Source organism: Pseudoduganella rivuli, from assembly GCF_009674485.1.
In the GTDB taxonomy this organism is placed as follows: Bacteria; Pseudomonadota; Gammaproteobacteria; order Burkholderiales; family Burkholderiaceae_D; genus Rugamonas; species Rugamonas rivuli_B.
On the sequence record NZ_WKJJ01000016.1, the window covers coordinates 158,054 to 182,049 of the forward strand.

Here is a 23,996-nt window from a genome sequence, read left to right on the forward strand (position 1 = left end):
ATTACCGCTCCCTATGAACAGCCCCCTGCCCGGCATCGATTTCGAAACCATCTTCATGGAAGCGCCGGTGGGCATGTGCGTGTCGGAAAACCGCGTCATTCTCGCGGCCAATATCGCGCTGGCCGCGATGTTCGGCTATCACCGCGTCGAACTGGCCGGCAAATCGTTTTCCATGCTGTACCCCACGCAGGATGAATTCAAGCGCACGGGCGACCGCATCATCCCCATCATGAACGCCAAGGGCCGCTATTCGGACGAGCGCATCATGCTGCGCGGCAGCGGCGAACTGTTCTGGTGCCACGTCACGGGCCACGCGCTCAATCCCCATGAACCGCTGGGCCGCGGCATCTGGACGTTTGAAGATGTCAGTGAAAAGCGCCCGGTGACGGCGGAATTGACGGCGCGGGAACGGGAAATCGCCGCGCTGCTGGTGGAAGGAAAAACCAGCAAGGTGATTGCGCGCGATGTGAATTTATCGCCGCGCACGGTGGAAATGCACCGGGCGCGGCTGATGAAGAAGTTCAGCGCGGCGACATCGTCGGAACTGGTGCACAAACTGGTCGGCGTGCACCTGTAACGTTTACATCGCCGTCATGCCATCGTCGGCGGAAATCACGGCGCCATTGATGAAATGCGCTTCATCGCCCGCCAGCAATAACAGTAAGCCATCGAGGTCTTCCGGCTTGCCGGGACGCTTACGGGGCAGCATTTCAATGAGTTTGCGGCCCTGCTCGCTGGCAAAATAATCTTCATTGATTTCCGTGGAAATGTAACCCGGGCAAATCGCGTTGACGTTGATGCCGTATTTACCCCATTCCACCGCCATGGCCTTGGTCATTTGCACCACGCCGGCCTTGCTCATGCAATACACGCCGATTTGCGGCAATACCCGCAAGCCCGCCACCGATGCGATATTGATGATGCGGTGCTGCTTTTTCGGATCGCCCTTGGCGCGGGCGATCATGCGCTTGGCGGTTTCCTGCGCGACGAAGAACGCCCCCCGTAAATTGGTATCCATGACAAAGGAATAATCTTCCGGCGTCACGTCGACTAATCGTTGCGTTGTAGACACACCGGAATTATTCACGAGGATATCGATCTGGCCCGCCTCGGTTTCCGCGTGGGCAATGGCGGATTTGATGCTGGCATAGTCGGTGACGTCGAGCGCCACCACGTGGGCCGCGCCGCCGTCCGCTTCGATTTCCGCGCGCAACTCCTTGAGCCGGTCGATCCGGCGCGAAGCCAGTACCACTTGGGCTCCCGCCTGCGCCAGCACTTTGGCAAAACGCGCGCCGAGGCCGCTGGAAGCGCCGGTAATCAGCGCGATCTTTCCTTCAAAATTCACTTCGATGCCCACGGCGCCACTCCTGTCTTGTTATTGGCTTCGCCAGTTGCGCAAAGGGTCGCTCAGCGCGCTCTGGTCTGCCCGTAATCATTACACAAAAAACAGTATTAGATTGCAGCGTCTAGGATTGTCCCGCAAAATGGCGCCCAAGTGACCAAACATTTCAGCACGTTCGTGCTATTATTTTCAAAAGCTTTCGAAACACAGATACTATAAAAACTATGACACAGCCAAACAACCTCGTAGAACAGTACGGCCCGCGCGATGCGATGGAATATGACGTCGTGATCGTCGGCGGCGGCCCCGCGGGCTTGTCCGCGGCCATCAAGATCAAACAGCTGGCCGCAGCCAAAGGCCAGGAAATTTCCGTCGTCGTGCTGGAAAAAGGCGGCGAACTGGGCGCCCACACGCTGTCCGGCGCCATCATGGATCCGAAAGCCCTCACCGAGCTGATCCCTGACTGGAAAGAAAAAGGCGCGCCGCTCAACACGCCGGTCACGGAAGACCGCTTCATGCTGCTGACGGAAACCAAGTCCTACAAGTCGCCGGACATGCTGTTGCCGGAATGCTTCCAGAACCATGGCAATTACATTGTTTCGCTGGGCAACGTGGTGCGCTGGCTGGGCCAGCAAGCCGAAGCGCTGGGCGTGGAAATCTTCCCCGGTTTCGCGGCGGCCGAAGTACTGTACAACGATGACGGTTCCGTCAAAGGCGTTGCCACCGGCAACATGGGCGTCAAGCGTGACGGCGAAGCCGGTCCCGACTTCCAGTTGGGCATGGAATTGCACGGCAAATACACGCTGTTCGCCGAAGGCGCGCGCGGCCACCTGGGCAAACAAGTCATCGCCAAATATAAACTGGATGAAGGCAAGGACCCGCAGGCCTACGGCATCGGTATCAAGGAATTGTGGGAAATCGATCCGGCCAAGCACCAGCCAGGCCTCGTGATCCACACGGCCGGCTGGCCGCTGGACAGCAAGACGTACGGCGGGTCGTTCCTGTACCACCTGGAAAACAACCAGGTCGTGATCGGCTACATCGTCGGCCTGAACTATGAAAACCCGTACCTGTCGCCGTACGAGGAATTCCAGCGTTATAAAACCCACCCGACGATCCGCACCTTCCTGGAAGGCGGCAAGCGCATTTCGTATGGCGCCCGCGCGATCACGGCCGGCGGCCTGCAATCGCTGCCGAAACTGAGCTTCCCGGGCGGCGCGCTGATCGGTTGCGACGCGGGCTTCCTGAACATGAGCCGTATCAAGGGCAGCCATGCCGCCATCAAATCGGGCATGCTGGCCGCCGAAGCGGCGTTCGAAGCGCTGCTTGATAACCGTGCCAATGACGAACTGGTCTCGTTCCCGGTGAAATTCGAGCAATCGTGGCTGCACGAAGAACTGTACGTGGCCCGTAACGTCAAGCAATGGCTGAGCCGTGGCCTGTACCTGGGCGCCATCATGACGGGTATCGACCAGTTGATCTTCCGCGGCAAGGCGCCATGGACCTTGCACCACTCGCACGCCGACCATGAATGCCTGAAGCCGGCGTCGAACTACCAGCCGATTGTTTACCCTAAACCGGATGGCAAGATCACGTTCGACCGCCTGTCGTCGGTATTTATTTCCAATACCAACCACGCGGAAGACCAGCCGATCCACCTGACCTTGAAGAACGCCAACATCCCGGTCGATGTCAACCTGGCCAAGTTTGCCGGCCCGGAATCGCGCTACTGCCCGGCCGGCGTGTATGAATTCATCAAGACCGATGAAGGCAAGGACCGCCTGCAGATCAATGCGCAAAACTGCGTACACTGCAAAACCTGCGATATCAAGGACCCAACCCAGAACATCGTCTGGGTGACGCCGGAAGGCGGCGGCGGTCCGAACTATCCAAATATGTAACTGCCGAAGTAACTTCGTGTAAACAAATAGCAACACAGCGCAGCCTCCGGACTGCGCTGTTTTGTTTTGTGGCATCATTAGAGGATGTAAAACCGCAGGTGTGGACGGGGGTGAAGTCCCTAAACGCAAAAAAATCAAAAAAAACTTCAAAATTTCTCTTAAGCACTTAATGCCCGCTGCGAATTGGTCGTCTTGTACTTGGGAGAGCGCAGATAACGCAACGCTGCTCTGAATCGAACCCACCTACACCAGGAGTTTTTCATGCTGAGCCTTCATACCAACAACGCAGCCCTGTCCGCGCAAAACTCGATCTCCCGGACGCAGAGCCACCTGTCGACGTCGATGACCCGTTTGAGCACCGGCTACCGCATCAACTCGGCAATGGATGATGCGGCTGGCCTGCAGATCGCAACCCGCCTGCAAGCGCAAACCAGCGGTATGGGCATGGCCATGCGCAACACGCAGAATTCGATCTCGATGATCCAGACCGCCGACGGCGCGCTGGACGAGACCACGTCGATCCTGGTTCGCATGAAAGACCTGGCGACCCAGTCCGCAGACGGTTCCGCAACCGACGTTGACCGTTCGGCCATGCAGTCGGAATACGACGCGCTGACCGACGAGCTGACCAACATCGTGTCGAACACGTCGTTCGGCGGCACCACGCTGCTGAGCTCGAAAGCCGACTCGAAATTCAACGTGGCGATCAACTTCCAGATCGGTTCCGCTGAATCCGAACAGATGGGCGTGGATATCTCCGCCCTGCTGACCACGATGCACACCAACCTGACCGCCACCAACGGCGGCCACGTCTTCGCTGCCGATGGCACCGTGGGCGCAGGCACCGGTACCGGCATCGCGACCGCCGACGCGGCCAACGACATGATCACCACCCTGTCGACCGCCATCGAAGGCGTATCGAACGTACGTTCGTCGCTGGGTGCAGCCGCCAACCGTCTGGACCACGTGTACAACAACTTGTCGAACATGTCGACCAACACGAAGAACGCTTCCGGCCGCATCATGGACGTCGACTTCGCAACGGAATCGGCATCGATGATGTCGAGCCAGATGCTGCTGCAAGCTGGCACCGCAATGCTGAAACAAAGCAACAGCCAGTCCTCGCTGGTTCTGTCCCTGCTGCAATAATTGCAATCGTAATTACTGCTGTAGCGATCTCCAGGGCGTTTTTTCGCCCTGGACAACAGGAGCCAACCGGGATTACGGTTGGCTTCTTTTTTTACAACTCGTAAAATCGGGTTATGGCAATAGATCGATTAACTCCTCCCGCAGCCACGCTGACGGTGCCGGAACGGATCGTCCGCGAACAGCCTGGCCAGGCCCAGGTGGTTCCGCCGGTCGGAACCGTGCCGGGCGAAGAGGCCAGCTTTTCCCTGCCACCGGGCTTGCCCGCGGCAGTGGGTGCGATCGTCGATGCGCCAGAAACCATGCTGCCCCACACGGGGCTCAACACGCTCGCCAACATCCTGCACGCGCAGCCGGCCAATATGGCCGATCCCGCCGCGCTGCGTCCCGATCAATTGCAAATGTCGCGCCAACTGGTGTGGCAACAGCCGGACCCGAATACCATGGCCCAGTCATGGGCCGTGATGGTGCGCACCTATGGCGAACAGCGCGCCGCCCTGATGGACCAGGCCAATGGCCGCAAACTGCCGTCCGGTATCTTCATGACGGACCAGGCGCAAAGCGCCGTGCGCGATGGCCGCGCCGCGCCCATGCTGGTCAGTGAAATGGAATCGTGGCGCTTCGCCGTCTATGCGTGGGGCGCGGAAAAGCTGGTGCTGCGCGTGGTCTCGCGCGATCCCGGCCTGCCGGACGAACCGCGCCGCAAACGCGCCCGTATCGCCATCCGCCTGGAACTCACGCTGCCCGACATCGGCAAGATCCTGGTGCAGATGGAACCGGCCGGCGACGGCGTGGTGCTGGAAATCGGCGCCAACCAGAACGCCGCCATGGAATACATGCGTGAAATGCTGCCGCAACTGGCCGCCATCATTTCCCGCAACGGCCTGACCCTGGTGCGCTGCCACCTGATGCGGGAACTGGCGCCCGTGCGCGAAGAATACAACAACCCGACCCGCGTGCAGACCGCCATGCTGACGCAGTCGGTGTTCAAATCCATGGCGGAAGTGGCGGTCCTGCTGTCGCAGCCGCAACAGCCCAAAGACCTGTTTTCAGAGTCGGCGTAACCCCCCGGTTATTTCGGCAACACTTCAAACGCCAGCAACTGCGTCACCTGTCCCGCGCCAAACGCGTCGAAATTGTCATCCGATACCAGCACGATGGAATGGTGGCCGTTGGCCAGGCGCGGTCCCCATGCCATGCCCTCGATGCAGTCGATCCGGATGCCCAGCGTAGTCAAATCCAGCACCAGGCGTTTTTTCACCGGCGTATAGCCGGCGTCGGCCAGTGATGCCAGCCGGCTGACGTCGGTCGCGCCATCCGTGTCGATTTCATAAATGCGGGCATGGAACTGGATAGTCTGGCCCGGCGCCGGCTGCACCACGGCGCGCTCCAGCACCAGCAAGCGGTGGCTGTCGATGGCAAGAATCTCGCTGACGCCGTTTTCCGCCGCGCCGGACGAAGGCGTGGCGCCCGGCACCGCGTCGATGCGGTACGCATATTGCGCCTTCATGGTCCCCGTCAAGTCATGGCGGGTAATGCGCGACACTGCCCCACTGGTGGCCGTGGCGGGCGCGCCATCGGCGTACACCGGCCCTTCCATCGCCACCCACAGCGACTTGCCGTCGGCGGCAAAGCTCATCGCCTCATAGCTGAGGTTCATGCGCGAACCCTGCGTCTGCGCCGCCGACACGCTGAACATGAATGGCGTCGGCAAGCTTTCCAAGGTGCCGCCATCGGCCGCCGCGTGGCGCACGAACGGTTGCAAGCCCAGCGAACGGTCGCCTTCGCTGCTCCACCAGATCGAACCGTCGCGCGGATCGAAGCGGATCGATTCCGGGTCCGCCACTTCCCCACCCCGCTGCGCATACTGGGCGCGCGACGGGTACTGGCTGCCGTCGGCCTGGCGCAAATACATCGCGTCGCGCAATTCCGCGCCGCCAAAGCCATCCAGGCCGTAATTCAATCGCGCGGTATAAAAGCGCGCGGGGCTCTGATCGGAACGGTCGTCGCTGACGAGGATCCAGTTACCAGAGGCCGGGTCGTAATCGATGCCGGACAGGCCGCCCACCACGGTGCCCTTAAATACCGTCGTCAGTGGAATGCGCTGTTCGCCCAGCAATTTCAGGCCGCCCACGGAGCGGTCGGGCTCACCGCCGCCGCAGCCGGCCAGGATGGCGGCCACGGCGATCGCAGAGACAGTCAGGCGTGAGATAAAAGTGGGCAGGCTCATGATGTGCTATGTAATGGTTGTTATGGCAACCGTTACATTCTATGAGCCGTGTTCCCCGCATGCCGCAGGGTGCACACTATAAGCAATATTGCTTTTGGATGATGGGCAGCGCTACACCTATACGCCGCCGATGATACCGATCAATGCGTCAGCCGACCGTGCCGATGATCGACACTTCGCGGTTTTCCGGCACTTCGTTATACGACAGCACATGCAAGCCCGGCGCAAACAAGCGCGCATAGCGGGCCAGCAGCGGCCGGATTTGCGGCAGCACCAGCAACAGCGGCGGCGTGGCCTGCTGCTTCATCTGCTCGCGCGCCACCGGCATGTTCACTTGCAGCTGCGCCAGCAAGTGCGGGTCGATCGGATAGTTGTCCAGCACGACCTTGCCGCCCTGGCGCGCCTGGTTCAGCGAACCCAGCAGCATATTTTCCAGTTCACCGCCCAGGTTGAAGGCCAGCATTTCCGATTTCTGGCCAAACAGGCCGGACACGATCTGGCGCCGCAGCGCGCAGCGCACTTCGGCCGCCAGCAGGATCGGGTCCTTGGTGGTTTCCGACGAATCCAGCAACGTGGTCGCAATCGGTACGATATCCTTGAGCGACACGTTTTCCGTCAACAGCACGCGGAACACGCGCAGCAGTTGCGTATGGGTCATCGCCTTTTCCAGCTGGCCGGCCAGCTTGGGCGACAGCGCCGTCAGGCGTTCCAGGATGGCCGGCACGTCTTCATGGCGGAACAGTTCCGGCAAGTATTCGCGCGTCAGCTTCGACAGGTGGGTGGCGATCGCCGATGGCGCTTCCACCACCTGGTAGCCCAGCCCCAGCGCGTTGGCTTTCTCTCCCACTTCGATCCACGTCACCGGCATGCCGTAGGCCGGTTCCACGCCGGGGATGCCGTCGATCTTGCCGTACACGGTGGGCGACGGAATCGCCATCAGCCGGTCCGGGAAGACCTCGGCCTGCGCCACCACGGCGCCCGACAGCATCACCGCGTATTGCGACGGCTTCAGCCCCAGGTCGTCGCGCACCACCACTTGCGGCAACACCATGCCCATCTGTTCGGAAATACTTTGCCGCACGCCGCGGATGCGCTTGGTCAGCGGTTCTCCGTGGTTCTTGTCGATCAGGCCCACCAGCTTGTAGCCCACCGTCACCTGCAGCGGCTGCACGGCCGGCAGCGATTGCCACTCCAGCTCCGGCGCCTTTTCTTCCTTCAGCGCCGCTTCGATGGCTTTCATGGCGGAATTGTCGGGCGCCTCGACCCGCTGGCTCAGCTTCCACGCGACAAAGCCCAGTACGCCGGCAAAGGTCATGAACACCAGCCACGGCATGCCCGGCACGACGGCCAGGATCACCATCAGCCCGGCCGCGCTGCCGATCACGCTCGGCGACGACAGCACCTGCTTGGCGACCGTGTCTTCGAAGTCGCCGGCGTCGGAAATGCGGGTGACCAGGATGGCCGATGCGGCCGACAGCAGCAGCGCCGGGATTTGCGCCACCAGGCCGTCACCGATGGTCAGCAGTGCGTACTGGCGGAACGCGTCGCCAAACGACATGTTGTGCATCAGCGAACCAATCGCGACGCCGCCCACCATGTTGATGATCAGGATCAGGATCGACGCCACCGCATCGCCGCGCACGAACTTCGACGCGCCGTCCATGGCGCCATAGAAGTCCGCTTCCATCGCCACGTCGCGGCGGCGTTCCTGGGCTTTTTCCTGGTTGATCAGGCCCGCATTGAGGTCGGCGTCGATCGCCATCTGCTTGCCGGGCAAGGCGTCCAGGGTGAAGCGGGCCGACACTTCGGAAATCCGTTCCGCGCCCTTGGTCACGACAATGAAGTTAATGATCATCAGGATCACGAACACCACCAGGCCGACCACGTAGTTGCCGCCAATGACGACGTTACCGAAGGCTTCGATCACGTGACCGGCGGCGGCCGTGCCTTCATGGCCGCGCAGCAGCACCACGCGGGTCGACGCCACGTTCAGGGTCAGCCGCATCAGCGTGGTGGCCAGGATCACGGTCGGGAACACCGAGAAGTCCAGCGGCCGCTTGGCCGACACGCTGACCAGGATGACGATCAGCGCCAGCACGATGTTGAAGGTGAACAGGATGTCCAGCAATGCCGGCGGCAACGGCAGGATGATCATGCCGAGGATCGCCAGCACGAACAATGGTGTCGCGAACTTGTGGCGCCGCAATTCAGTGACAATGCGGTTCAGGAGATTCATCAGGGTCTTGCCTCACTCATAGCTTCAGGTACAGGTATATCGGATGGGAACAGCGGCTCGTTGCCGCGCTGGCCGGAGCGGAACGACTTCAGCGCCAGTACGTAATTCAGCACTTGCGAGACCGCCGCGTACAGCTGCACGGGGATCTGCTGGTTCACCTGGCTGGTATTGTAGATGGCGCGCGCCAGCGGTGGCAGGGGCATCACTTCAATGTTGTGTTCCATGGCGATCTGGCGGATGAACAGCGCCATTTCATCGACACCCTTTGCCAGCACATAAGGCGCTTCGGCCCGCGTTTCGTCATAGCGCAGCGCCACCGCATAGTGTTCCGGGTTGGTGATCACCACGTCGGCCTGCGGCACGGTCTTGCGCGCCGCGCGCTGCGCCAGCGCCCGCTGCAACTGGCGGATGCGCTGCCGCACTTCCGGGCGGCCTTCGCTGCTCTTGAATTCTTCCTTCAGATCCTGCTTCGACATGCGCTGGTTTTTCGCATAGAAAAACGCCTGCGCCGGCACGTCGACGATGGCAAAGATGACGAACACGGAAATCAGCGCCATCAAGCCGTCCAGCATCAGCGCGCCGCCCGTCATCAATGCATCGTTGAACGGCAGTGCCTGCAGGCGCGTGTAATCCTTCATGGTCGACGTGGCGATGTGCACCAGCACCCAGACCAGCACTGTGGCCTTTGCCAGCGACAGTGCGAATTCAAACGCGTGCTTGCCGGAGAACAGCCGCCCCAGGTTGCTGACCGGGGAAAAGCGCTCGAGTTTCGGTTCCCAGTGTTTGCTGGAAAACACCCAGCCGCCCGGCACCATACTGCCCAGGATGATCGCCATCGGCACCACGAACAGCGGCAGGATCATCTTGATCAGCAGCCACGTGGCCGACGAGAAAATGATCGACAGCGAGTTCAGCATCGAGCCTTCCGCTTCGTAATTGCCGAACGCCTGGTGGAACAATCCCCGCATGTCTTCCATGTAGGACGGCATCAGGAAAATAAACAGCTTCAGGGTCACCAGGATGCCGAGCGCCGTCGCCAGGTCCCGCGAACGGACGACCTGGCCCTCTTCCCGCGCCTTTTTCAGCTTCTGCGCTGAAGCCTTCTCTGACTTGTCGCCTGTGCTGTCGTCAGCCATGGGCCACCCGCATTTGCGTCTCGATCATATCCAGCACCTGCCCTGATATCCGGATGTAATGGGCGGGGATGAAGCGCACGATTTGGGCCAGCATGTACAGGCCGAAGATCGTCACCACGGAAAAGCCCAGCGAAAACAGGTTCAAGGTAGGCGCCACGCGGTTCAGGAAACCGAAGCCGATCTGCACCACGATGGTGGCGAACACGATCGGCACCGCCAGCAGCATGGCGGCGGCAAAGATCCACGCCACGTTCCACGCCACCGTTTGCAGCAGCAGCGGGTGGTAGCCCGCGCCCAGCGGCCACGCCTTGAAGCTGGCGCCGATCACGCCGGCAATCACCAGGTGGCCGTCCACGGCAAAGAAAATCACGATGGTCAGCATGGTCAGCAGCGCCGACACCACGTCCGACGACTGGCCGTTGATCGGGTCGTTCATGACCGCCATGGAAAAGCCGATCTGGCTCGACACCATAAAGCCCAGCACCATCATGACGGACGTGGCGAAGTGGAACGCCAGGCCCAGCACGCCGCCGATCACGGCCTGCTCGATGGTGGCCACCACGCCATGCATGGAAATCGGATCGACCGCCTCCGCGTTGCTGGTCAGCGGCAACATCAACACCGACAGCACCAGGCTGGCCAGGACGCGGATGGTGACGGGCACCATGGCTTCGCCCAGCACCGGCGCGGACGCCATCATGGCCATCACGCGCACGAATGGCCACCACCATGCATTGAGCATGGGTAACATCTGGGCCATGAGCGCTTCCATTGCTAACCCACCAGTGTGGCCGCGCGGGTGAAGATGGACACGCAGTAATCCATCAGGTAGCCGGCCATCCAGCGTCCCGCCATGATGAGCGCCAGCAGGGTCACGATCAGGCGCGGCAAAAAGCTCAGCGTCTGTTCATTGATTTGCGTGGCGGCCTGGATCAGCGATACCACCAGGCCCGTGACGAGGCCCGGCACCACCAGTACCAGTACCAGGATCATCACGATGTGCAGCGACTCGGCAATGAGGTCGACTGCGAGATCGGGTGTCAGCATAGCGTCCCCGTCAATAAGACTGGATGCTGGTAACCAGCGTATTGACCGTCAAGGTCCAGCCATCCACCAGGACAAACAGCAACAGCTTGAACGGCAATGAAATCACCAGCGGCGACAGCATCATCATACCCATTGCCATCAAAACCGACGACACGACAAGGTCGATGATGAGGAACGGAATGAACAGCAGGCAACCGATCTGGAACGCCGTCTTCAATTCCGACAGCACAAAGGCCGCCAGCTTGACGGTGAACGCGTGATCGGCCGGCTTGGCGACTTTTTCATCGCCGGCCAGGTGGGCGATCTGCTTCAGGGCGGCCTTGCTGGTCTGGGCCAGCATGAAGCGGGAAATCGGCGCTTCCGCGATTTTCAGCGCCTGCTCGAGGCCGATCTTTTCCTGGTCGTAAGGAACGAACGCGTTGCGCCAGATATCGTCGCCGATCGGGCGCATCACCAGCAATGTGAGGATCAGGGCCACGCCCGTGACGACGCGGTTGGGCAAGCCTTGCTGCAAGCCCAGCGCCTGCCGCAGCAGCGACAGCACGATCACGAAGCGGGTGAAACTGGTCATCATCATGACCAGCATGGGCAGCAAGCCCAGCAAGGTCATGATGATGAGAATCTGGGTCTTGACCGTCAGTTCGGTCTTCGCTCCCGGTACCACATTGGCCAGCAGGTCGACGGCGTGGGCAGGCGCGGCTACGCAAGCAGCCAGCGCAGCCGCGCCCAGCAGCCCCGCCAACCAGCGCGGCTGCCTCAGCTTTGCCAGGATCATGGCTGCATCATGTCGAGGTTCAGACCGTCCAGGTCGATTACCTTCAGGCCATAGTTTTCACCGGCCACCACGACTTCGGCGCGGCCAATCGCGGTGCCGTTGACCTTGATGGTCAGCGGCTCGCCGGCCAGCATGTCCAGCTCCACCACGCTTTCCGGTCCGATCGACATCAATTCCTGCAGCGAAATGCGGGCCGAACCCACTTCCAGGGTCAGGGTCACGGGGATCTTGCGCATCATTTGCGGCAAGTCCCGCCGCGGGCCGCCCGTACGGGCCGGCACCATGCCGTCGCCCATGTCGTTGCCGCCCTGGTCGATGATCATTTCTTCGGAAATATCTTCCAGCAACGCGTCACTGCCGCTGTTCGGATTTACGTTCATCATGTTTATTCGACGTCTTCAAAAGAGGTTAAACAGATCTTGCCTTTGTGCTCGGATACGGCCGCCGTAAATAAACGGGAATCGTCGAGCAGGACGTCGGCCCGGTGCATGCTGATCGGTATCACGTCGCCGATCTGCATGTCAAACAAGTTGCCCAGCATGACTTCCTTGGTAACCAGGATGCCCTTCAAATTGACTTGCAGGCGCGTGGCAAGCGGCGCCGATGCCTGCGGAGCGCGGCGCGCATTGTCGCGCTCCGGCGACAGCCCGTGCAGCACGGACGTCATCAAGTGCTTGTCCAGCGCAAACGAGAAGCGGCCCACCAGCGGCGGCTTGCCGCCCGTGTCATGGTCCGACACGGTCACGCTGATGATCCAGGTACCGGCGGCAGGCTGGGCGCCCGGTTCCGCGTGAAAATCGTGTTGCTTGCCATCGTCCGGCGTATCTTCCGTCTTGTCGGGGCGCGGCAAATTCGCTTCGATGCGGCCGGCCAGCGTGCCGGCCAGCTGTTGCCCCAGCACCACGGCGAGGCGGTCTTCCGTGGCCGTGACCTTCACAGCCGTGTCATCCAGTGCGCCATCGCTCTTGGCGCGGCCATAGCGGAAATTGAGGACGGCCAACAACACCTTGCGCTCCAGCGAGAACGCAATGTCGCCGGCGGGCGCGGCAAAGTTCAGCCAGCGGGCGCGCGGCTCCGTGCCGTCCAGGCGGGAAAATTCCACGCTGTCGACCTGGAACGAGCCCCAGTAGCGGCGATTCAAATTCAGGCGCATGGCTTGCGCCAGGTCTTCCTTGAGCTGGGCTGCGAACACCGGCAAGCGGTGCACGGGGCGACCCAGCAGGCATGGATCCAGTACCTGATGCTGCGCGTTTTTTTTCACGAGGTTCATGTGAAGTTTATGCGAGGTTCGTGCGAAGTTCGCCTAGTCGTTGGAATCGGTACGCGGTCGGTACGCTCTCACTGCGGAAAGCCATATGCCATATCCTAGCTTAAAAAAGGCAGGGCGAGCGAAGCTTACATGAAATTCTCGCCCATTGCCATGGATCAATTTTTGATCCTGAGAGCACTTAGTCTTTACAGAAATATTGCTAGCGGGTAAGCTTATTCGTAGCATGATAACGCAATTGCTGCGAGGCAATAAAATACCTCAAAAATGCGCTTAGTGCATGATTAAAAAGGAAATTCTGTCTCATTGAGGGGACACGGATTTACCTTTTCTGTTGTTTCCGCACAATGAACTACGCCAGACTAATTTCCAGCATGTATGATTCTTCGAGTCCGCCGCGCATCGGAAGTTGCCGGCGCTTGTCGGAAATAGCCGACATGGGGCTATGGTAGCCATGTGTGAACAACGTTGCAATTGTATGGGCAACTACGGGCAACTAATGGAGGTGCAATATGGCTAACGAATTCGCCAGCCTGATCCAGGCGGATCTGGCTTCCCTGACCAATGCGGCCGCCGATTTATCGAGTTCCGCCATTGCCCCTGCTGCCCAGTTCGGCAATATGCCCGGCCAGGCAGGCGCCACCGGCCAGCACGGCGGCAACTTCGCCCAGTCCATGCGCGAAGCGCTAAATAAAGTCAATGCGGACGACGCCAACGCGGCGCAAAAGATGGCGGACGTCGATTCCGGCCGCAGTGACGACCTGGTAGGCGCCATGCTGGCCAGCCAGGAAGCCAATTTATCCTTTTCCATGCTGATGCAAGTACGCAACAAGGTCATGGGCGCCGTGGATGAATTGATCAAGCTGCCGTTGTAATGCAGCGCTCTACCCCCAGTTCCAACCCCTCCTTCTCCTGCGGAAGATTACAGTGACCAATCCCATCAAGTCCGCCCTTGCGCGCTTGCGGCCGGGCGACGGCAGTACCCCACTCCTGTCGCCGGCATTGACGAAAAACATTGCGCCCATCGTGACCCTGGCGATCGGCATCACCGCGCTGATCATGATGGTGATGTGGCAAGACCAGTCCAGCTACAAGCCGGTGTTTGGCGCGCGCGAAAAAGTCGTCGCGGCCGACATGATGAGCGTGCTGGAAGCCGAGCACATTTCCTACCGCGTCCATCCGGACAGCGGCCAGGTCATGGTGCCGTCGTCCATGCTGGGCAAGGTGCGCATGCTGCTGGCCGCCAAGGGCGTGACGGCGCAATTGCCGGCCGGCCTGGAATTGATGGACAAGAACGACCCGCTGGGCGTGTCGCAGTTCGTGCAGGACGTGCGTTTCCGCCGCGGCCTGGAAGGCGAGCTGGCGCAATCGATCATGACGCTCGATGCGATCGCCACGGCGCGCGTGCACCTGTCGATCGCCAAATCCACGTCATTCGTGTCCAGCGACGGCGACAAGTCGTCCGCGTCGGTGGTGATTTCCACCAAGCCGGGCCGCAAGCTGTCCAACGAGACCATCGCCGCCATCGTCAACATGGTATCGGGCAGCGTGGCCAGCCTGAGCCCTGCCCGCGTCAGCCTGGTCGACCAGACCGGCAATCTGCTGTCGTCGCACGTCGACATGGATGAAGGCTTTGACCCGGGTTCGGCCGGCAATGAACACGGCAAGCGTGCGCAGGAAGATATCCGCACCAACATCAAGGGCTTGCTGGGTCCGATCGTGGGCGACGAGAACTTCAAGGTCAGCGTGACGGCCGTCGTCAACAACGACCGCATCGAAGAGACGGTGGAGAAATTCGGCTCGGCGCCGAAAGTCACCAGCGAAGCCATGCGCGACGAGCAGGACCGCAACCGCCTCGTGATGGGTGTGCCGGGCACGTTGTCGAACCGTCCGCCGCCGGCCGATGCGAAAGCCGGCACCGACGGCACCAAGACCGCCGATGGCAAGGACACCGAAGGCGGTGGCGACCAGAGCCGCAAGAACGCCACCACCCGCCAGTACGCGTATGACCGCAGCATCACGCAGACCAAGCATGCCCGTGGCCAGCTGGAGAAACAGAATATCGCCGTGGTGCTGGCACATGCCGCCGCGCCGTTCCCGAAAACCGGCTGGAGCGCCGCGGAACTGGCCAATATCGACAAGGTGCTGCGCAACGGCCTCGGCATCGACGACAAGCGGGGCGACACCCTGGTGGTGACGGCGATGAATTTCCCGGCCAAGCCGGCGCCGGCCCCATGGTGGCAGGAACGCGAAACCGTGGTCGACTACTCGCTGTGGCTGACCTATGCGATCGGCGCGCTGCTGGCCTTCTTCCTGTTCGTGCGTCCGATGCTGAAACTGCTGATGAACGTGGTGCAGGCGATGCTGCCGAAACCGGCGGTGGCCGTTGCGGCCGGTCCGGAACAAGTGACGTTGCGCGCCCCGAGCGACCGCCGTGGCGCGGGCGCCGCGGCAGGCGAGGCGGCAGGCGCGGCCGGGGCTGCCCATGGCGCCCAGCAGCAACTGCCAGGCCAGTCCGGCGCCGGTCCTGCCCATGCGGCGCCGGCACTGGGCGGCGCGGAAGCGGCGAACGCCATGCCGGGCGGCGTGAAGCCTGGCATGCCGGTGGTGCCGCTGCTGGAAAACTATGACTTGCCGCCGACCGGCTCGTCCGTCGACGTGATGGTCGACCACCTGAAGATCCTGGCTGAGAAAGAGCCGGAGCGCGTAGCGGAAGTTGTTAAACAGTGGATGCAGAAAAATGGCCGACCTCAATAATCCCGACATGGGCGATCCTTCGGGCGCCTTCCTGACGCCGGTGGAGCAGGCGGCCATCGTGCTGCTGTCGATCGGCGAAGAGCCGGCCGCCGCCGTGCTGCGCTGCCTGAGCCGCGAAGAATTGCTGGAAGTGACGCAAGTGATGTCGCGCATGAGCGGCATCAAGGTGGAAGCGGTGAAAACCGCGATGCAAGCGTTCTTCGACGATTACCGCGAACAGTCCGGCGTGCACGGCGCATCGCGCAGCTACCTGAAGCGCTCGCTGGACCTGGCGCTGGGCGGCGACATTGCCAACACGGTGCTGAACAATATTTACGGCGACGAACTGCGTCCGAAAATGGCGCGCCTGCAGTGGGCCTCGCCAAAGTGGCTGGCCGAATACATCGCCAATGAACACGTGCAGATGCAAGCCGTGTTCCTCGCGTTCCTGCCGCCCGCGCTGGCCGGCCAGATCATCGATGCGCTGCCGGCCGACGGCCGCGACCTGGTGTTGCTGAACCTGGCCCGCCTCGATGAAATCGACCGCGATTTGCTGGAAGAACTGGAAGAACTGGTGAACCGCTGCCTGGGCAGCTTTGATTCGCAAAGCACCAGCGTGGAAGGCGTGCGCCAGGTGGCGGAGATCCTCAACCGCCTGCCGTCGAACCGGGCGCAGATGGTGGAACTGCTGCGCGCGCACGACCCGGAAGTGGTGAACCAGATCGAACTGTCGATGTACGACTTCCTGATCCTGTCGACGCAGACCGAGGCCACGATTTCCCGCCTGATCGAGGAAGTGCCGCTGGAACAGTGGGCGATTGCCCTCAAGGGCGCGGAACTGTCGATCCGCGACGCCGTGCTGAAGACCATGCCGAAGCGCCAGGCGCAGGCATTCGAAGACATGATGCGCCGCGCCGGTCCGGTGCCGATGTCGCGTATCGAAGCCGCACGCCAGGAAATCATGACCACCGTGAAAGCGCTGGCCGACGCCGGCGAGGTGGAAGTCCAACTGTTTGCCGAGAAGGTGGTTGAATAATGAAGCAATTCCGTCCCTATCGCTTCCCTCCCCTGTCGCAATTCGCGCCGGCGCCGGCACGCGCGGCCGCCAGCGGCCTGACCACGGATTCCGTGCAATGGCAGGCGTCGGTCCAGGAAGGTTTCGAGCAGGGCCAGCGCGACGGCTATGAAATCGGCTTGCAGCGCGGGCAGGAAGACGGTTTTGAAGCGGGCCGCAACGCCGGCTTCGAGCAGGGGCGCGAAGAAGGCCGCAACGAAACGCTGGTGGCGTTCGACAATTTCGCCCGCCCCGTGGACTCGATGCTGAAGGGCTTGAAAAAACTGCGCGCCGACTACCGCGCCGCGCAGCGCAAGGAAGTGGTGGACCTGGTGGCCAAGGTGGCAAGGTCCGTGATCCGCGCAGAACTGGCGCTGCAACCGGTGCAGATCATGGCGCTGGTCGATGAAACGCTGGCATCGATGCCGCCGACCCGCGACGACATCGATGTGTACCTGAACCCGGAAGAATTGAAACGCATCCAGGACCTGGATCCGAAGCGCACCAAGCGCTGGAACCTGATCCCGGATTCGCGCCTGGACGTGGGCGAATGCCGCATCCGCGCGGGCGACAACGAAGTCGACGCCGGCTGCCACCAGCGTCTTGCTGCTGTCATGGAACAGGTCGATAATCAGTTAACCGCCGCCGACACCGGCGAAGAGCCTGAAAGCGAAGAATGATTGCCGATGCACTCCGCAAGCTGGAACTCGATGCCGTCCCGATGGCCACGCCCACCGGGCGGCTGGTGGGCGCATCCGGCTTGCTGCTGGAAGCCGTAGGTTGCCCTTTGCACACCGGTCAACGTTGCCAGATCGAGACGGTCGGCGGCGAATGGCTCGATGCGCAAGTGGTGGGTTTCCGCGACAAGCTGTCCTTCCTGATGCCGTTCAAGAAAGCCATCGGCTTGCAGACGGGCGCCCGCGTGCTGCCCTCCCCCGATAAAGCCACGCTGTCCATCGGCCCGTCGTGGCTGGGCCGCATGGTCAATGGCCTGGGCGAACCGATCGACGGCCTGGGCAAGCTGGGCGGCGAATTCCCGCTCGATTACACGCCGCCACGCGTCCATCCGCTGCGCAAGAAACCCGTGACGGAACCGCTCGACGTCGGTATCCGCGCGATCAATTCCATGCTGACCATCGGCCGTGGCCAGCGCGTCGGCCTGATGGCCGGTTCCGGTGTCGGCAAATCCGTCCTGCTGGGCATGATGACGCGCCAGACGGTGGCGGACGTGGTGGTGGTGGGCCTGATCGGCGAACGTTCGCGCGAAGTGCGCGAATTCGTCGACATGTCGCTGGGCGCCGAAGGCATGCGCAAAGCCGTGCTGGTGATTGCACCGGCCGATGAATCGCCGCTGATGCGTATCATGGCGACCGAACTGTGCCACTCGATCGCCGCCCACTACCGCGACCAGGGCAAGAATGTACTGTTGCTGGTCGATTCGCTGACGCGCTATGCCATGGCCTTGCGCGAGCAAGCCCTGGCGCTGGGGGAACCACCCGCCACCAAGGGGTATCCGCCGTCCGTGTTTTCCAACCTGCCGCAGCTGGTGGAGTCCGCCGGCAATGGCGAAAACCCGGTGGGCAGCATGAGCGCGATTTATACCGTGCTGGCCGAGGGCGATGACCAGCAGGATCCCGTGGTCGACACAGCGCGCGCGATTCTCGATGGCCACATCGTGCTGACACGCGAACTGGCCGAACGGGGCCATTATCCCGCCATCAACGTCGGCGCGTCCGTGTCGCGCTGCATGGCGCACGTGATTTCGCCGGCGCACATGCAGGCGGCGCGCGCGCTGAAAGCCGCCGTGGCGCGCCACGAACGGGTGCGCGACCTGATTCCGCTGGGCGCCTACGTGCCGGGCGCCGATCCGGTCACCGACAAGGCCGTGAACCTGCATCCGCATATCGAAGATTTCCTGTGCCAGGGCGCCAAGGAGCCGGCGCCATACGGCCACTGCGTAGAAAACCTTGAAAGGCTGATGGCATGACCCCACCGACCAAAATCCGCAGCCTGTCGACCCTGGTGAATTTGCGCACGACGGAAGTCGAGCGCCTGCAAACCGAAATGGCCGCCAAGGAAAGCGTGCGCGAACGCTACCAGAAAAACCTGGACCGCCTGACGGGGTTATACAAGAACAGCGGCGCCAGCGGCAAGCTGCCGCTGGCGCTGGCCAGCAATTGCGGCGACTACAAGCAAGCCGTCATGCAAATGGTCGACAGCCACAAACTGGACCTGACCATGCATGAAGCGGACATGGCGGTGTCGCAACGGGCGTTGAATGCCGCGTTTGTCAAACGGGAAATCCTGGGCCAGGTCTTGCAGAAAGAGCAAAAGGCGCTGGCGCACCAGGAACAAGCCAAGGAACGCAAGCGGCAGGATGAACTGGCAACACAATTGTGGCTGCGCGGCCAAAAATGACGGTTATTTAGGCAAAACGTAGTTTCCGCACGTCACAATTTCATAAGAGGATGAAGTTGGTCGCCTATTACTTAGGTACACTTCCAACACATACTCCCGGAGTACGAATATGGCTACCACCAGCAGCACTACCTACGACCCGACGTCGACCGCTACCAAACTGGCCACCGCCTACACGGCAGGTCGCCAGGCCATGATCACCGCCCAGTCCAGCCGCGCCATGGCGCAATCGAAGGCGTTGACCTCCCTGAGCTCGGCAATGAGCGAGTTTTCGTCCGCCCTGTCGTCGTTCAGCACGCAAAAAAGCATGGTGGCGAATTCCGCCAAATTCGACGCCAATGTCGGTACCGCCACGGCCAGTTCCACGGCCATTGCCGGGACGTATAACTTTTATGTCGAACGCCTGGCCACAGCCGGGCAAGTTTCATATGGCGGCGTCACGGACACGGCGGCAGCCGGCAGCGGCAGCCTGAACGTGGTGCTGGCCGACGGCAGCAATTTCAACGTCAACCTGACCAATTCCGACAACAACCATGACGGCTTGCTGACGGCGCAGGAAATCGCGTCGGCCATCAACCAGGCTGCCGACAACAATGCACGCGTGACGGCGTCAACGCTGACGGTCAATGGCGAACCAACGCTGGTCTTGACCGCTGGCAACACCGGCGCCGACAACGCCGTGTCGCTCGATACGTCCGGCATCACCAACGTGGACTTGAAAGCCATCCTCGACGATCCCGCCAAGCAGCAGACGCTGGTGGCGGCGCAGGATGCCGTGGTGTGGGTCGGCGCGCAGAACACTGGCACCAGGGTGCAACAGGCATCGAACACGTTCAACCTGGTCGACAACGTCAAGATGACGTTCACCCGCGCCCAGAGCGTGGGCGAAACCCCTGCCACCCTGACGGTGGGCCTGGACAAGACCACCACGCACGCCAATGTGCAGGCCTTCGTCGATGCCTACAACAAGCTGTCGACCACGCTGGCCAACCTGACGGCGCCCGGCGATCCGGCGTCCGGCAAGGATCCTGGCCCGTTCGCCCAGGATTCCGGCCTGATGGCGTTGCGCAGCCGCATGACGGCGACCCTGCGCCAGCTGTCCGGCGGCCAGAGCCTGCCGACGTTCGGCATCACGGGCCAGCGCGATGGCACCATTGCGCTCGACAGCGCGCGCCTGGACAAAGCCATCACCGCCAATCCGGCCGCGCTGGATTCGCTGTTCGGCAGCGCCACCGTCAATAACGAATCCGGCGTGCTGGGCGACCTGGACACGCTGACCAACCAGTGGACGAATTCCGTCGACGGCCAGCTGAACCAGCGCAAAAGCAGCGTGCAAAAGCAGCAGACATCGCTGTCCGACCGCCAGGCCCAGCTGGACGACCAGTACAACAGCGCCTACAAGCGCTACCTGTCGCAATTCACGCAATTGCAAACCCTGCAATCGCAAATGGCACAGAACACGGGCTTGTTTGATGCCATGTTCAGCAAATCCGATAGCTAAGTTTTAAGAGAGTTTCATATGAGCCTGGAAGCCTATAGCAGTTACCATTCCACCAACCTGGATGCGCAGACGGCCCGCGCCTCCCCGGTGGAGCTGGTGCTGGTCCTGACCGACGGCCTGCTGGAAGAACTGGCGCGTGCGCGTGGCCATATCATCGGCAAGCGCTACGAGTTGAAGGCCAACAGCCTGAATAAATGCACGGAAATCATTAATGGTTTGTCCAGCTCGCTCGACTATGAGCAGGGTGGTGAAATCGTGGCCAACCTGGGCCGCCTGTACGACTATTGCGCAGCACGCCTGTACCGGGCCGGTGTCGACATGGAACCGGCCATCATCGATGAAGTAAGCGGTCTGCTCACCACCATCAAGCAGGGCTGGCTGGGAGTGCAGGCGAAGAATGGATAGGCAATCGACTTTGTTGCAACTGGGCCAAAAAATGAGCGCCGCAACCAACGCTTCCGACTGGAAAGCGCTTGCGGCGATCAATACGTTAATGGCGTCCTCGCTGCCCGCCATGGCGGCGCAGGGCCCATGGACGCCCGCCGAGCGCGCCGCGCTGGCGTCGCTGCGCGAATTGCACAACCAGGCGATTTTGCGCGCACGCAACGCCAGTGACGAGCTGGGCAAGCACCTGGCGGAAATGCAGGCTAACAAGGAGGGTTGGCTGGCCTATGCCCTCAACAGCGAACCCGCTGCAACCGGAACCACCGCATGACTCTGATTACGACATCTGTGCCCGCCAACCCGGCAGCCTCCGCCCTCCCCGGCCAGCCTTTGCTGGACCTGATACCGGGTGGCGCCGCCGTCGCGCCGGCCAGTGCCGCGCCTGTTCCCGATGCCGCAGCGATCCCTGGCGCGCCAACCGGCGCGCCGCTGCCTTTTGCACAATTGCTGGATATTGCCACGGCGGCGCTGCCCGTCGGCGCACCGGATACCGCAGCCGCCCCGGAAAGTGAAACGCCGGCGCCGGACGCCGCGCCGGATTCCACGCTGGTCCTGGCTGCACAGAATATGCTGCCGCCCGGCATGGCTGCCTTCTTCGCTCCTGGCACGGCCGCGCCTGTAACGGCGGCCCCTGCCACTGCCGGCGGACCCGGTACCGCGGCGCCGCAGGCGCCCGATAGCGTGGGTGCGGTTGGCGCCGTGGGTGGCGCCGGCGCGGCCCCAGCCACGGGGGCCGCGCGCAGCGCCGCCTTCGACATGGGACCGGCAGGCGCCGCACCCGCCGGTTATGGCTGGACGGCGCCGTCCGCCGAACCTGCGCAACCGGTATTGAATGCACAGCCGGTGCCGCCGGCCGCCCCGGCCGGCGCGCCAGTCCAGGGCGCCCAGTCCGCGCCACCATCCGCAGCGCCTGCCGCCAACGCCAATGGTTACGCCACGGCGGCGCCCGGCACGGCCGCGCCATCGTTGACGCCGCAAGCAGCTGCGGGCAGTGCGGCAGCGACCGCAGCGCCGACTGCCGCCGGCTCCGCGGCACCTTCGGGTGCGCCGCAAGCCGCGACGGCAGCGCCATCCGCAGCGGTGCGCTCCGCCGCCAATGCCGCTGGCACGGCGGCGCCCTCGGCGCCCGCAACATCTGGTGCAGCCTTCCGTACTGCGGCAACCGCCGCTCCCGGCACCGCCGCGCCAAACGCCTACGTCTCCGGCACCGCTGCTCCCGCCATGGCAACGGGCACGATGGCAACGGCCGCGCCCCGCGCCTCCGGTAGCGTGGATGCGGTACAGCGCGCCACGTCCGCACCCGCGGCGCTGGCGCCCTCCGCGGCTCCTGGCACTGTTGCACCTGGCACAGTCGCGCCACTGATGGCGGGCACTGCCGTACCTGCGGCCCCCCAATACGCCACCGGCGCCAACGCACCGGTCACGGCCGCACCCACCGCCATGGCCTGGGCCGGCACTACCGCACCCGGCACGGCGGCGCCGGTCGCGCGCGCTGCCAGCGCCAATACCGGCGCAACCGCTGCACCATCCGCGGCCCCAGTGACCACGTTCGCCACGGCGGCGGGAACGCAAGCGAGCACGGCCGCGCCAGCCGCGCCAGCGCCGAATGCCGCCACCGCCGCCCCGACGGCGGCAGCCATGGCCGCCGCCGCATTCAACCAGGCCTCCGGTACCGCCGCTCCGGGCACCGCAGCGCCGGCGGCCGCCGGCGCCAACTGGAGTGCCGCCGCGACACCGACTGCCGCCGCGGTCAATGCCGCGCCAACGACGGCTCCGGCTTATACCAATACCACGGCAGCGCCCGTCGCCGCCCCCGCCTTTGTGCCGGGGACAACCGCCCCGGTGCGCATGGGCGGCACGTCCGCGCCATCCGCGCAACCGGTACGCGCTTCGGCTACCGCTTCGAGCGCGTCGGCCGGCGGCACGTCCGGTGCGGCGTCCCTCGCTACCGCCAATACGGCCACGTCGGCGCCAACCGCTCCGGCCGTGGCAAGTGCGCCATCCGACACCGGCGATACGCCGACGGCGGCGCCATCGGCCGCATCGGCAGCCCAGCCGGCCGATGTCCCGGCCGTGCCGGAACCCGTCCAGCAAGCGGCCGACCAGATGCTGGCGCGCCGCGCCACCGGCATGCCGCGCGCGGAAACCACGTTCAGCGGCGCCGCACTGGCCGCCGCCGCCGCGCCGGGCGCCGGTACCGCGACCCTTGCCGCCAGCGCCGACAGCAATGTGGCGCCGGCATCGTTCACGTCGCTGCACCAGTTGAACCTGGGCGCCGCCATTGGCGCGGCCCAGCCGCAAGGCCAGCCATCGAATGTATTGAAACTGTCCGGCGAGCCGGAGCAGTGGCAGCAACCGCTGCGCGCCGCGCTGGGCGACCGCCTGCAATTGCAAATGCAGCGCGGCAGCGAGCAAGCCGTCATCACGCTGGACCCGCCAAATATGGGCCGCGTGGAAATTGCTATCCGCCATACGCAGGGTTCGCTGCAGGTGGCGATTACCGCCAACAATTCCGAAGTATTGCGCCAGCTGAACACCATCAGCGACAGCGTGCGCCAGGACTTGTCACAGCGTAATTTCACGGATGTGACCGTGACGGTCGCGTCCGCATCGCGCGGCAACGCCGGCCAGAACCTGGCCGATGGCGGCGGCAACGCACGCCAGCAGCAAGGCCGCGAACAGGAACAACGCAACCCGGGCCGCGCCCTGTCGGATGGCGACAACGCGTCCTCTACCTTTGCAATGAATCGGGAGTAATTTATA

General features: G+C 62.8%; 23 protein-coding genes. 14 read left to right on the top strand and 9 right to left on the bottom strand.

The features are described 5' to 3' along the window. Positions 1 to 13 precede the first annotated feature (13 nt). Positions 14 to 577: a LuxR C-terminal-related transcriptional regulator gene (locus GJ700_RS24045; RefSeq protein ID WP_154378691.1), complete on the top strand. Its 564-nt coding sequence runs from the start codon at positions 14 to 16 to the stop codon at positions 575 to 577. Between the two features lie 3 nt (positions 578 to 580). Here GJ700_RS24045 and GJ700_RS24050 read toward each other — a convergent pair whose 3' ends face one another. Further along, on the bottom strand, positions 581 to 1,357 hold the full coding sequence (locus tag GJ700_RS24050) for an SDR family oxidoreductase (protein WP_371868102.1): 777 nt from the start codon (positions 1,355 to 1,357) through the stop codon (positions 581 to 583). Positions 1,358 to 1,566: 209 nt separating this feature from the next. On the opposite strand from GJ700_RS24050, the gene GJ700_RS24055 reads away from it, so the two are divergent. The 3 genes from GJ700_RS24055 (at position 1,567) to fliK (ending at position 5,453) form a co-directional block, all read left to right on the top strand. Then, on the top strand, positions 1,567 to 3,243 hold the full coding sequence (locus GJ700_RS24055; RefSeq protein WP_195763993.1) for an electron transfer flavoprotein-ubiquinone oxidoreductase: 1,677 nt from the start codon (positions 1,567 to 1,569) through the stop codon (positions 3,241 to 3,243). Positions 3,244 to 3,504: 261 nt separating this feature from the next. After that, on the top strand, positions 3,505 to 4,392 hold the full coding sequence (locus GJ700_RS24060; protein ID WP_154378693.1) for a flagellin N-terminal helical domain-containing protein: 888 nt from the start codon (positions 3,505 to 3,507) through the stop codon (positions 4,390 to 4,392). Between the two features lie 113 nt (positions 4,393 to 4,505). Beyond that, positions 4,506 to 5,453, top strand: a complete 948-nt coding sequence (gene fliK / locus GJ700_RS24065; protein WP_154378695.1) for a flagellar hook-length control protein FliK — start codon at positions 4,506 to 4,508, stop codon at positions 5,451 to 5,453. Between the two features lie 8 nt (positions 5,454 to 5,461). Here fliK and GJ700_RS24070 read toward each other — a convergent pair whose 3' ends face one another. The 8 genes from GJ700_RS24070 to GJ700_RS24105 form a co-directional block, all read right to left on the bottom strand. Beyond that, on the bottom strand, positions 5,462 to 6,619 hold the full coding sequence (locus GJ700_RS24070; protein ID WP_229507211.1) for an esterase-like activity of phytase family protein: 1,158 nt from the start codon (positions 6,617 to 6,619) through the stop codon (positions 5,462 to 5,464). A gap of 148 nt (positions 6,620 to 6,767) precedes the next feature. Then, positions 6,768 to 8,855, bottom strand: a complete 2,088-nt coding sequence (locus GJ700_RS24075; RefSeq protein ID WP_154378697.1) for a flagellar biosynthesis protein FlhA — start codon at positions 8,853 to 8,855, stop codon at positions 6,768 to 6,770. Continuing rightward, positions 8,855 to 9,991, bottom strand: a complete 1,137-nt coding sequence (locus GJ700_RS24080; protein ID WP_154378699.1) for an EscU/YscU/HrcU family type III secretion system export apparatus switch protein — start codon at positions 9,989 to 9,991, stop codon at positions 8,855 to 8,857. The genes GJ700_RS24075 and GJ700_RS24080 overlap by 1 nt, the downstream gene beginning before the upstream one ends. Next, positions 9,984 to 10,763: a flagellar biosynthetic protein FliR gene (locus tag GJ700_RS24085; RefSeq protein ID WP_154378701.1), complete on the bottom strand. Its 780-nt coding sequence runs from the start codon at positions 10,761 to 10,763 to the stop codon at positions 9,984 to 9,986. Before GJ700_RS24085 ends, GJ700_RS24080 begins: the two co-directional genes overlap by 8 nt. Before the next feature lie 2 nt (positions 10,764 to 10,765). Continuing rightward, positions 10,766 to 11,038 carry a flagellar biosynthesis protein FliQ gene (fliQ, locus tag GJ700_RS24090; RefSeq protein ID WP_154378703.1) on the bottom strand — a complete coding sequence of 91 codons (273 nt, stop codon included), beginning with the start codon at positions 11,036 to 11,038 and terminating at the stop codon, positions 10,766 to 10,768. Between the two features lie 10 nt (positions 11,039 to 11,048). After that, the gene (gene fliP / locus GJ700_RS24095) at positions 11,049 to 11,813 is read right to left on the bottom strand and encodes a flagellar type III secretion system pore protein FliP (RefSeq protein ID WP_154378705.1); all 765 of its coding nucleotides are present in this window, start codon (positions 11,811 to 11,813) and stop codon (positions 11,049 to 11,051) included. Then, positions 11,810 to 12,196 carry a FliM/FliN family flagellar motor switch protein gene (locus GJ700_RS24100; protein ID WP_154378707.1) on the bottom strand — a complete coding sequence of 129 codons (387 nt, stop codon included), beginning with the start codon at positions 12,194 to 12,196 and terminating at the stop codon, positions 11,810 to 11,812. Before GJ700_RS24100 ends, fliP begins: the two co-directional genes overlap by 4 nt. 2 nt (positions 12,197 to 12,198) lie before the next feature. Further along, complete coding sequence (locus GJ700_RS24105; protein ID WP_154378709.1) at positions 12,199 to 13,083, bottom strand: FliM/FliN family flagellar motor switch protein; 885 nt, start codon at positions 13,081 to 13,083, stop codon at positions 12,199 to 12,201. A 509-nt stretch (positions 13,084 to 13,592) separates the two neighbouring features. Between GJ700_RS24105 and fliE the strand changes: the two genes are divergently transcribed. The 10 genes from fliE to GJ700_RS24155 all read left to right on the top strand — a co-directional run bounded on the left by fliE (position 13,593) and on the right by GJ700_RS24155 (position 23,990). Then, the gene (gene fliE / locus GJ700_RS24110; RefSeq protein WP_154378711.1) at positions 13,593 to 13,955 is read left to right on the top strand and encodes a flagellar hook-basal body complex protein FliE; all 363 of its coding nucleotides are present in this window, start codon (positions 13,593 to 13,595) and stop codon (positions 13,953 to 13,955) included. Positions 13,956 to 14,007: 52 nt separating this feature from the next. Further along, complete coding sequence (gene fliF / locus GJ700_RS24115; RefSeq protein WP_371868103.1) at positions 14,008 to 15,837, top strand: flagellar basal-body MS-ring/collar protein FliF; 1,830 nt, start codon at positions 14,008 to 14,010, stop codon at positions 15,835 to 15,837. Continuing rightward, on the top strand, positions 15,821 to 16,852 hold the full coding sequence (locus tag GJ700_RS24120; RefSeq protein WP_154378715.1) for a flagellar motor switch protein FliG: 1,032 nt from the start codon (positions 15,821 to 15,823) through the stop codon (positions 16,850 to 16,852). Before fliF ends, GJ700_RS24120 begins: the two co-directional genes overlap by 17 nt. Then, complete coding sequence (gene fliH, locus GJ700_RS24125) at positions 16,852 to 17,550, top strand: flagellar assembly protein FliH (protein ID WP_154378717.1); 699 nt, start codon at positions 16,852 to 16,854, stop codon at positions 17,548 to 17,550. The genes GJ700_RS24120 and fliH overlap by 1 nt, the downstream gene beginning before the upstream one ends. Beyond that, positions 17,547 to 18,857, top strand: coding sequence for a flagellar protein export ATPase FliI (gene fliI, locus GJ700_RS24130; RefSeq protein WP_154378719.1), 1,311 nt, complete (start codon positions 17,547 to 17,549; stop codon positions 18,855 to 18,857). The genes fliH and fliI overlap by 4 nt, the downstream gene beginning before the upstream one ends. Then, a complete protein-coding gene (gene fliJ / locus GJ700_RS24135; protein WP_154378721.1) occupies positions 18,854 to 19,288 on the top strand; it encodes a flagellar export protein FliJ in 435 nt (144 codons plus the stop codon). The genes fliI and fliJ overlap by 4 nt, the downstream gene beginning before the upstream one ends. A 109-nt stretch (positions 19,289 to 19,397) precedes the next feature. After that, positions 19,398 to 20,789 (top strand): flagellar filament capping protein FliD, encoded by a 1,392-nt coding sequence (gene fliD, locus GJ700_RS24140; protein WP_154378723.1) that lies wholly within the window; start codon positions 19,398 to 19,400, stop codon positions 20,787 to 20,789. Between the two features lie 18 nt (positions 20,790 to 20,807). Then, a complete protein-coding gene (fliS, locus tag GJ700_RS24145) occupies positions 20,808 to 21,194 on the top strand; it encodes a flagellar export chaperone FliS (RefSeq protein WP_154378725.1) in 387 nt (128 codons plus the stop codon). A 31-nt stretch (positions 21,195 to 21,225) separates the two neighbouring features. Beyond that, positions 21,226 to 21,504 carry a hypothetical protein gene (locus GJ700_RS24150; RefSeq protein WP_229507212.1) on the top strand — a complete coding sequence of 93 codons (279 nt, stop codon included), beginning with the start codon at positions 21,226 to 21,228 and terminating at the stop codon, positions 21,502 to 21,504. Beyond that, on the top strand, positions 21,501 to 23,990 hold the full coding sequence (locus GJ700_RS24155) for a flagellar hook-length control protein FliK (RefSeq protein WP_154378729.1): 2,490 nt from the start codon (positions 21,501 to 21,503) through the stop codon (positions 23,988 to 23,990). The genes GJ700_RS24150 and GJ700_RS24155 overlap by 4 nt, the downstream gene beginning before the upstream one ends. Positions 23,991 to 23,996: the final 6 nt, after the last annotated feature.

Excerpts from the sequence above, each read along its gene's own strand:
- GJ700_RS24045 (WP_154378691.1), top strand. The coding sequence starts at position 14 with ATGAACAGCCCCCTGCCCGGCATCGATTTCGAAACCATCTTCATGGAA.
- GJ700_RS24055 (WP_195763993.1), top strand. The coding sequence starts at position 1,567 with ATGACACAGCCAAACAACCTCGTAGAACAGTACGGCCCGCGCGATGCG.
- GJ700_RS24060 (WP_154378693.1), top strand. The coding sequence starts at position 3,505 with ATGCTGAGCCTTCATACCAACAACGCAGCCCTGTCCGCGCAAAACTCG.
- fliK (WP_154378695.1), top strand. The coding sequence starts at position 4,506 with ATGGCAATAGATCGATTAACTCCTCCCGCAGCCACGCTGACGGTGCCG.
- GJ700_RS24070 (WP_229507211.1), bottom strand. The coding sequence starts at position 6,619 with ATGAGCCTGCCCACTTTTATCTCACGCCTGACTGTCTCTGCGATCGCC.
- GJ700_RS24075 (WP_154378697.1), bottom strand. The coding sequence starts at position 8,855 with ATGAATCTCCTGAACCGCATTGTCACTGAATTGCGGCGCCACAAGTTC.
- GJ700_RS24080 (WP_154378699.1), bottom strand. The coding sequence starts at position 9,991 with ATGGCTGACGACAGCACAGGCGACAAGTCAGAGAAGGCTTCAGCGCAG.
- GJ700_RS24085 (WP_154378701.1), bottom strand. The coding sequence starts at position 10,763 with ATGGAAGCGCTCATGGCCCAGATGTTACCCATGCTCAATGCATGGTGG.
- fliQ (WP_154378703.1), bottom strand. The coding sequence starts at position 11,038 with ATGCTGACACCCGATCTCGCAGTCGACCTCATTGCCGAGTCGCTGCAC.
- fliP (WP_154378705.1), bottom strand. The coding sequence starts at position 11,813 with ATGATCCTGGCAAAGCTGAGGCAGCCGCGCTGGTTGGCGGGGCTGCTG.
- GJ700_RS24100 (WP_154378707.1), bottom strand. The coding sequence starts at position 12,196 with ATGATGAACGTAAATCCGAACAGCGGCAGTGACGCGTTGCTGGAAGAT.
- GJ700_RS24105 (WP_154378709.1), bottom strand. The coding sequence starts at position 13,083 with ATGAACCTCGTGAAAAAAAACGCGCAGCATCAGGTACTGGATCCATGC.
- fliE (WP_154378711.1), top strand. The coding sequence starts at position 13,593 with ATGGCTAACGAATTCGCCAGCCTGATCCAGGCGGATCTGGCTTCCCTG.
- GJ700_RS24120 (WP_154378715.1), top strand. The coding sequence starts at position 15,821 with ATGGCCGACCTCAATAATCCCGACATGGGCGATCCTTCGGGCGCCTTC.
- fliH (WP_154378717.1), top strand. The coding sequence starts at position 16,852 with ATGAAGCAATTCCGTCCCTATCGCTTCCCTCCCCTGTCGCAATTCGCG.
- fliI (WP_154378719.1), top strand. The coding sequence starts at position 17,547 with ATGATTGCCGATGCACTCCGCAAGCTGGAACTCGATGCCGTCCCGATG.
- fliJ (WP_154378721.1), top strand. The coding sequence starts at position 18,854 with ATGACCCCACCGACCAAAATCCGCAGCCTGTCGACCCTGGTGAATTTG.
- fliD (WP_154378723.1), top strand. The coding sequence starts at position 19,398 with ATGGCTACCACCAGCAGCACTACCTACGACCCGACGTCGACCGCTACC.
- fliS (WP_154378725.1), top strand. The coding sequence starts at position 20,808 with ATGAGCCTGGAAGCCTATAGCAGTTACCATTCCACCAACCTGGATGCG.
- GJ700_RS24150 (WP_229507212.1), top strand. The coding sequence starts at position 21,226 with ATGAGCGCCGCAACCAACGCTTCCGACTGGAAAGCGCTTGCGGCGATC.
- GJ700_RS24155 (WP_154378729.1), top strand. The coding sequence starts at position 21,501 with ATGACTCTGATTACGACATCTGTGCCCGCCAACCCGGCAGCCTCCGCC.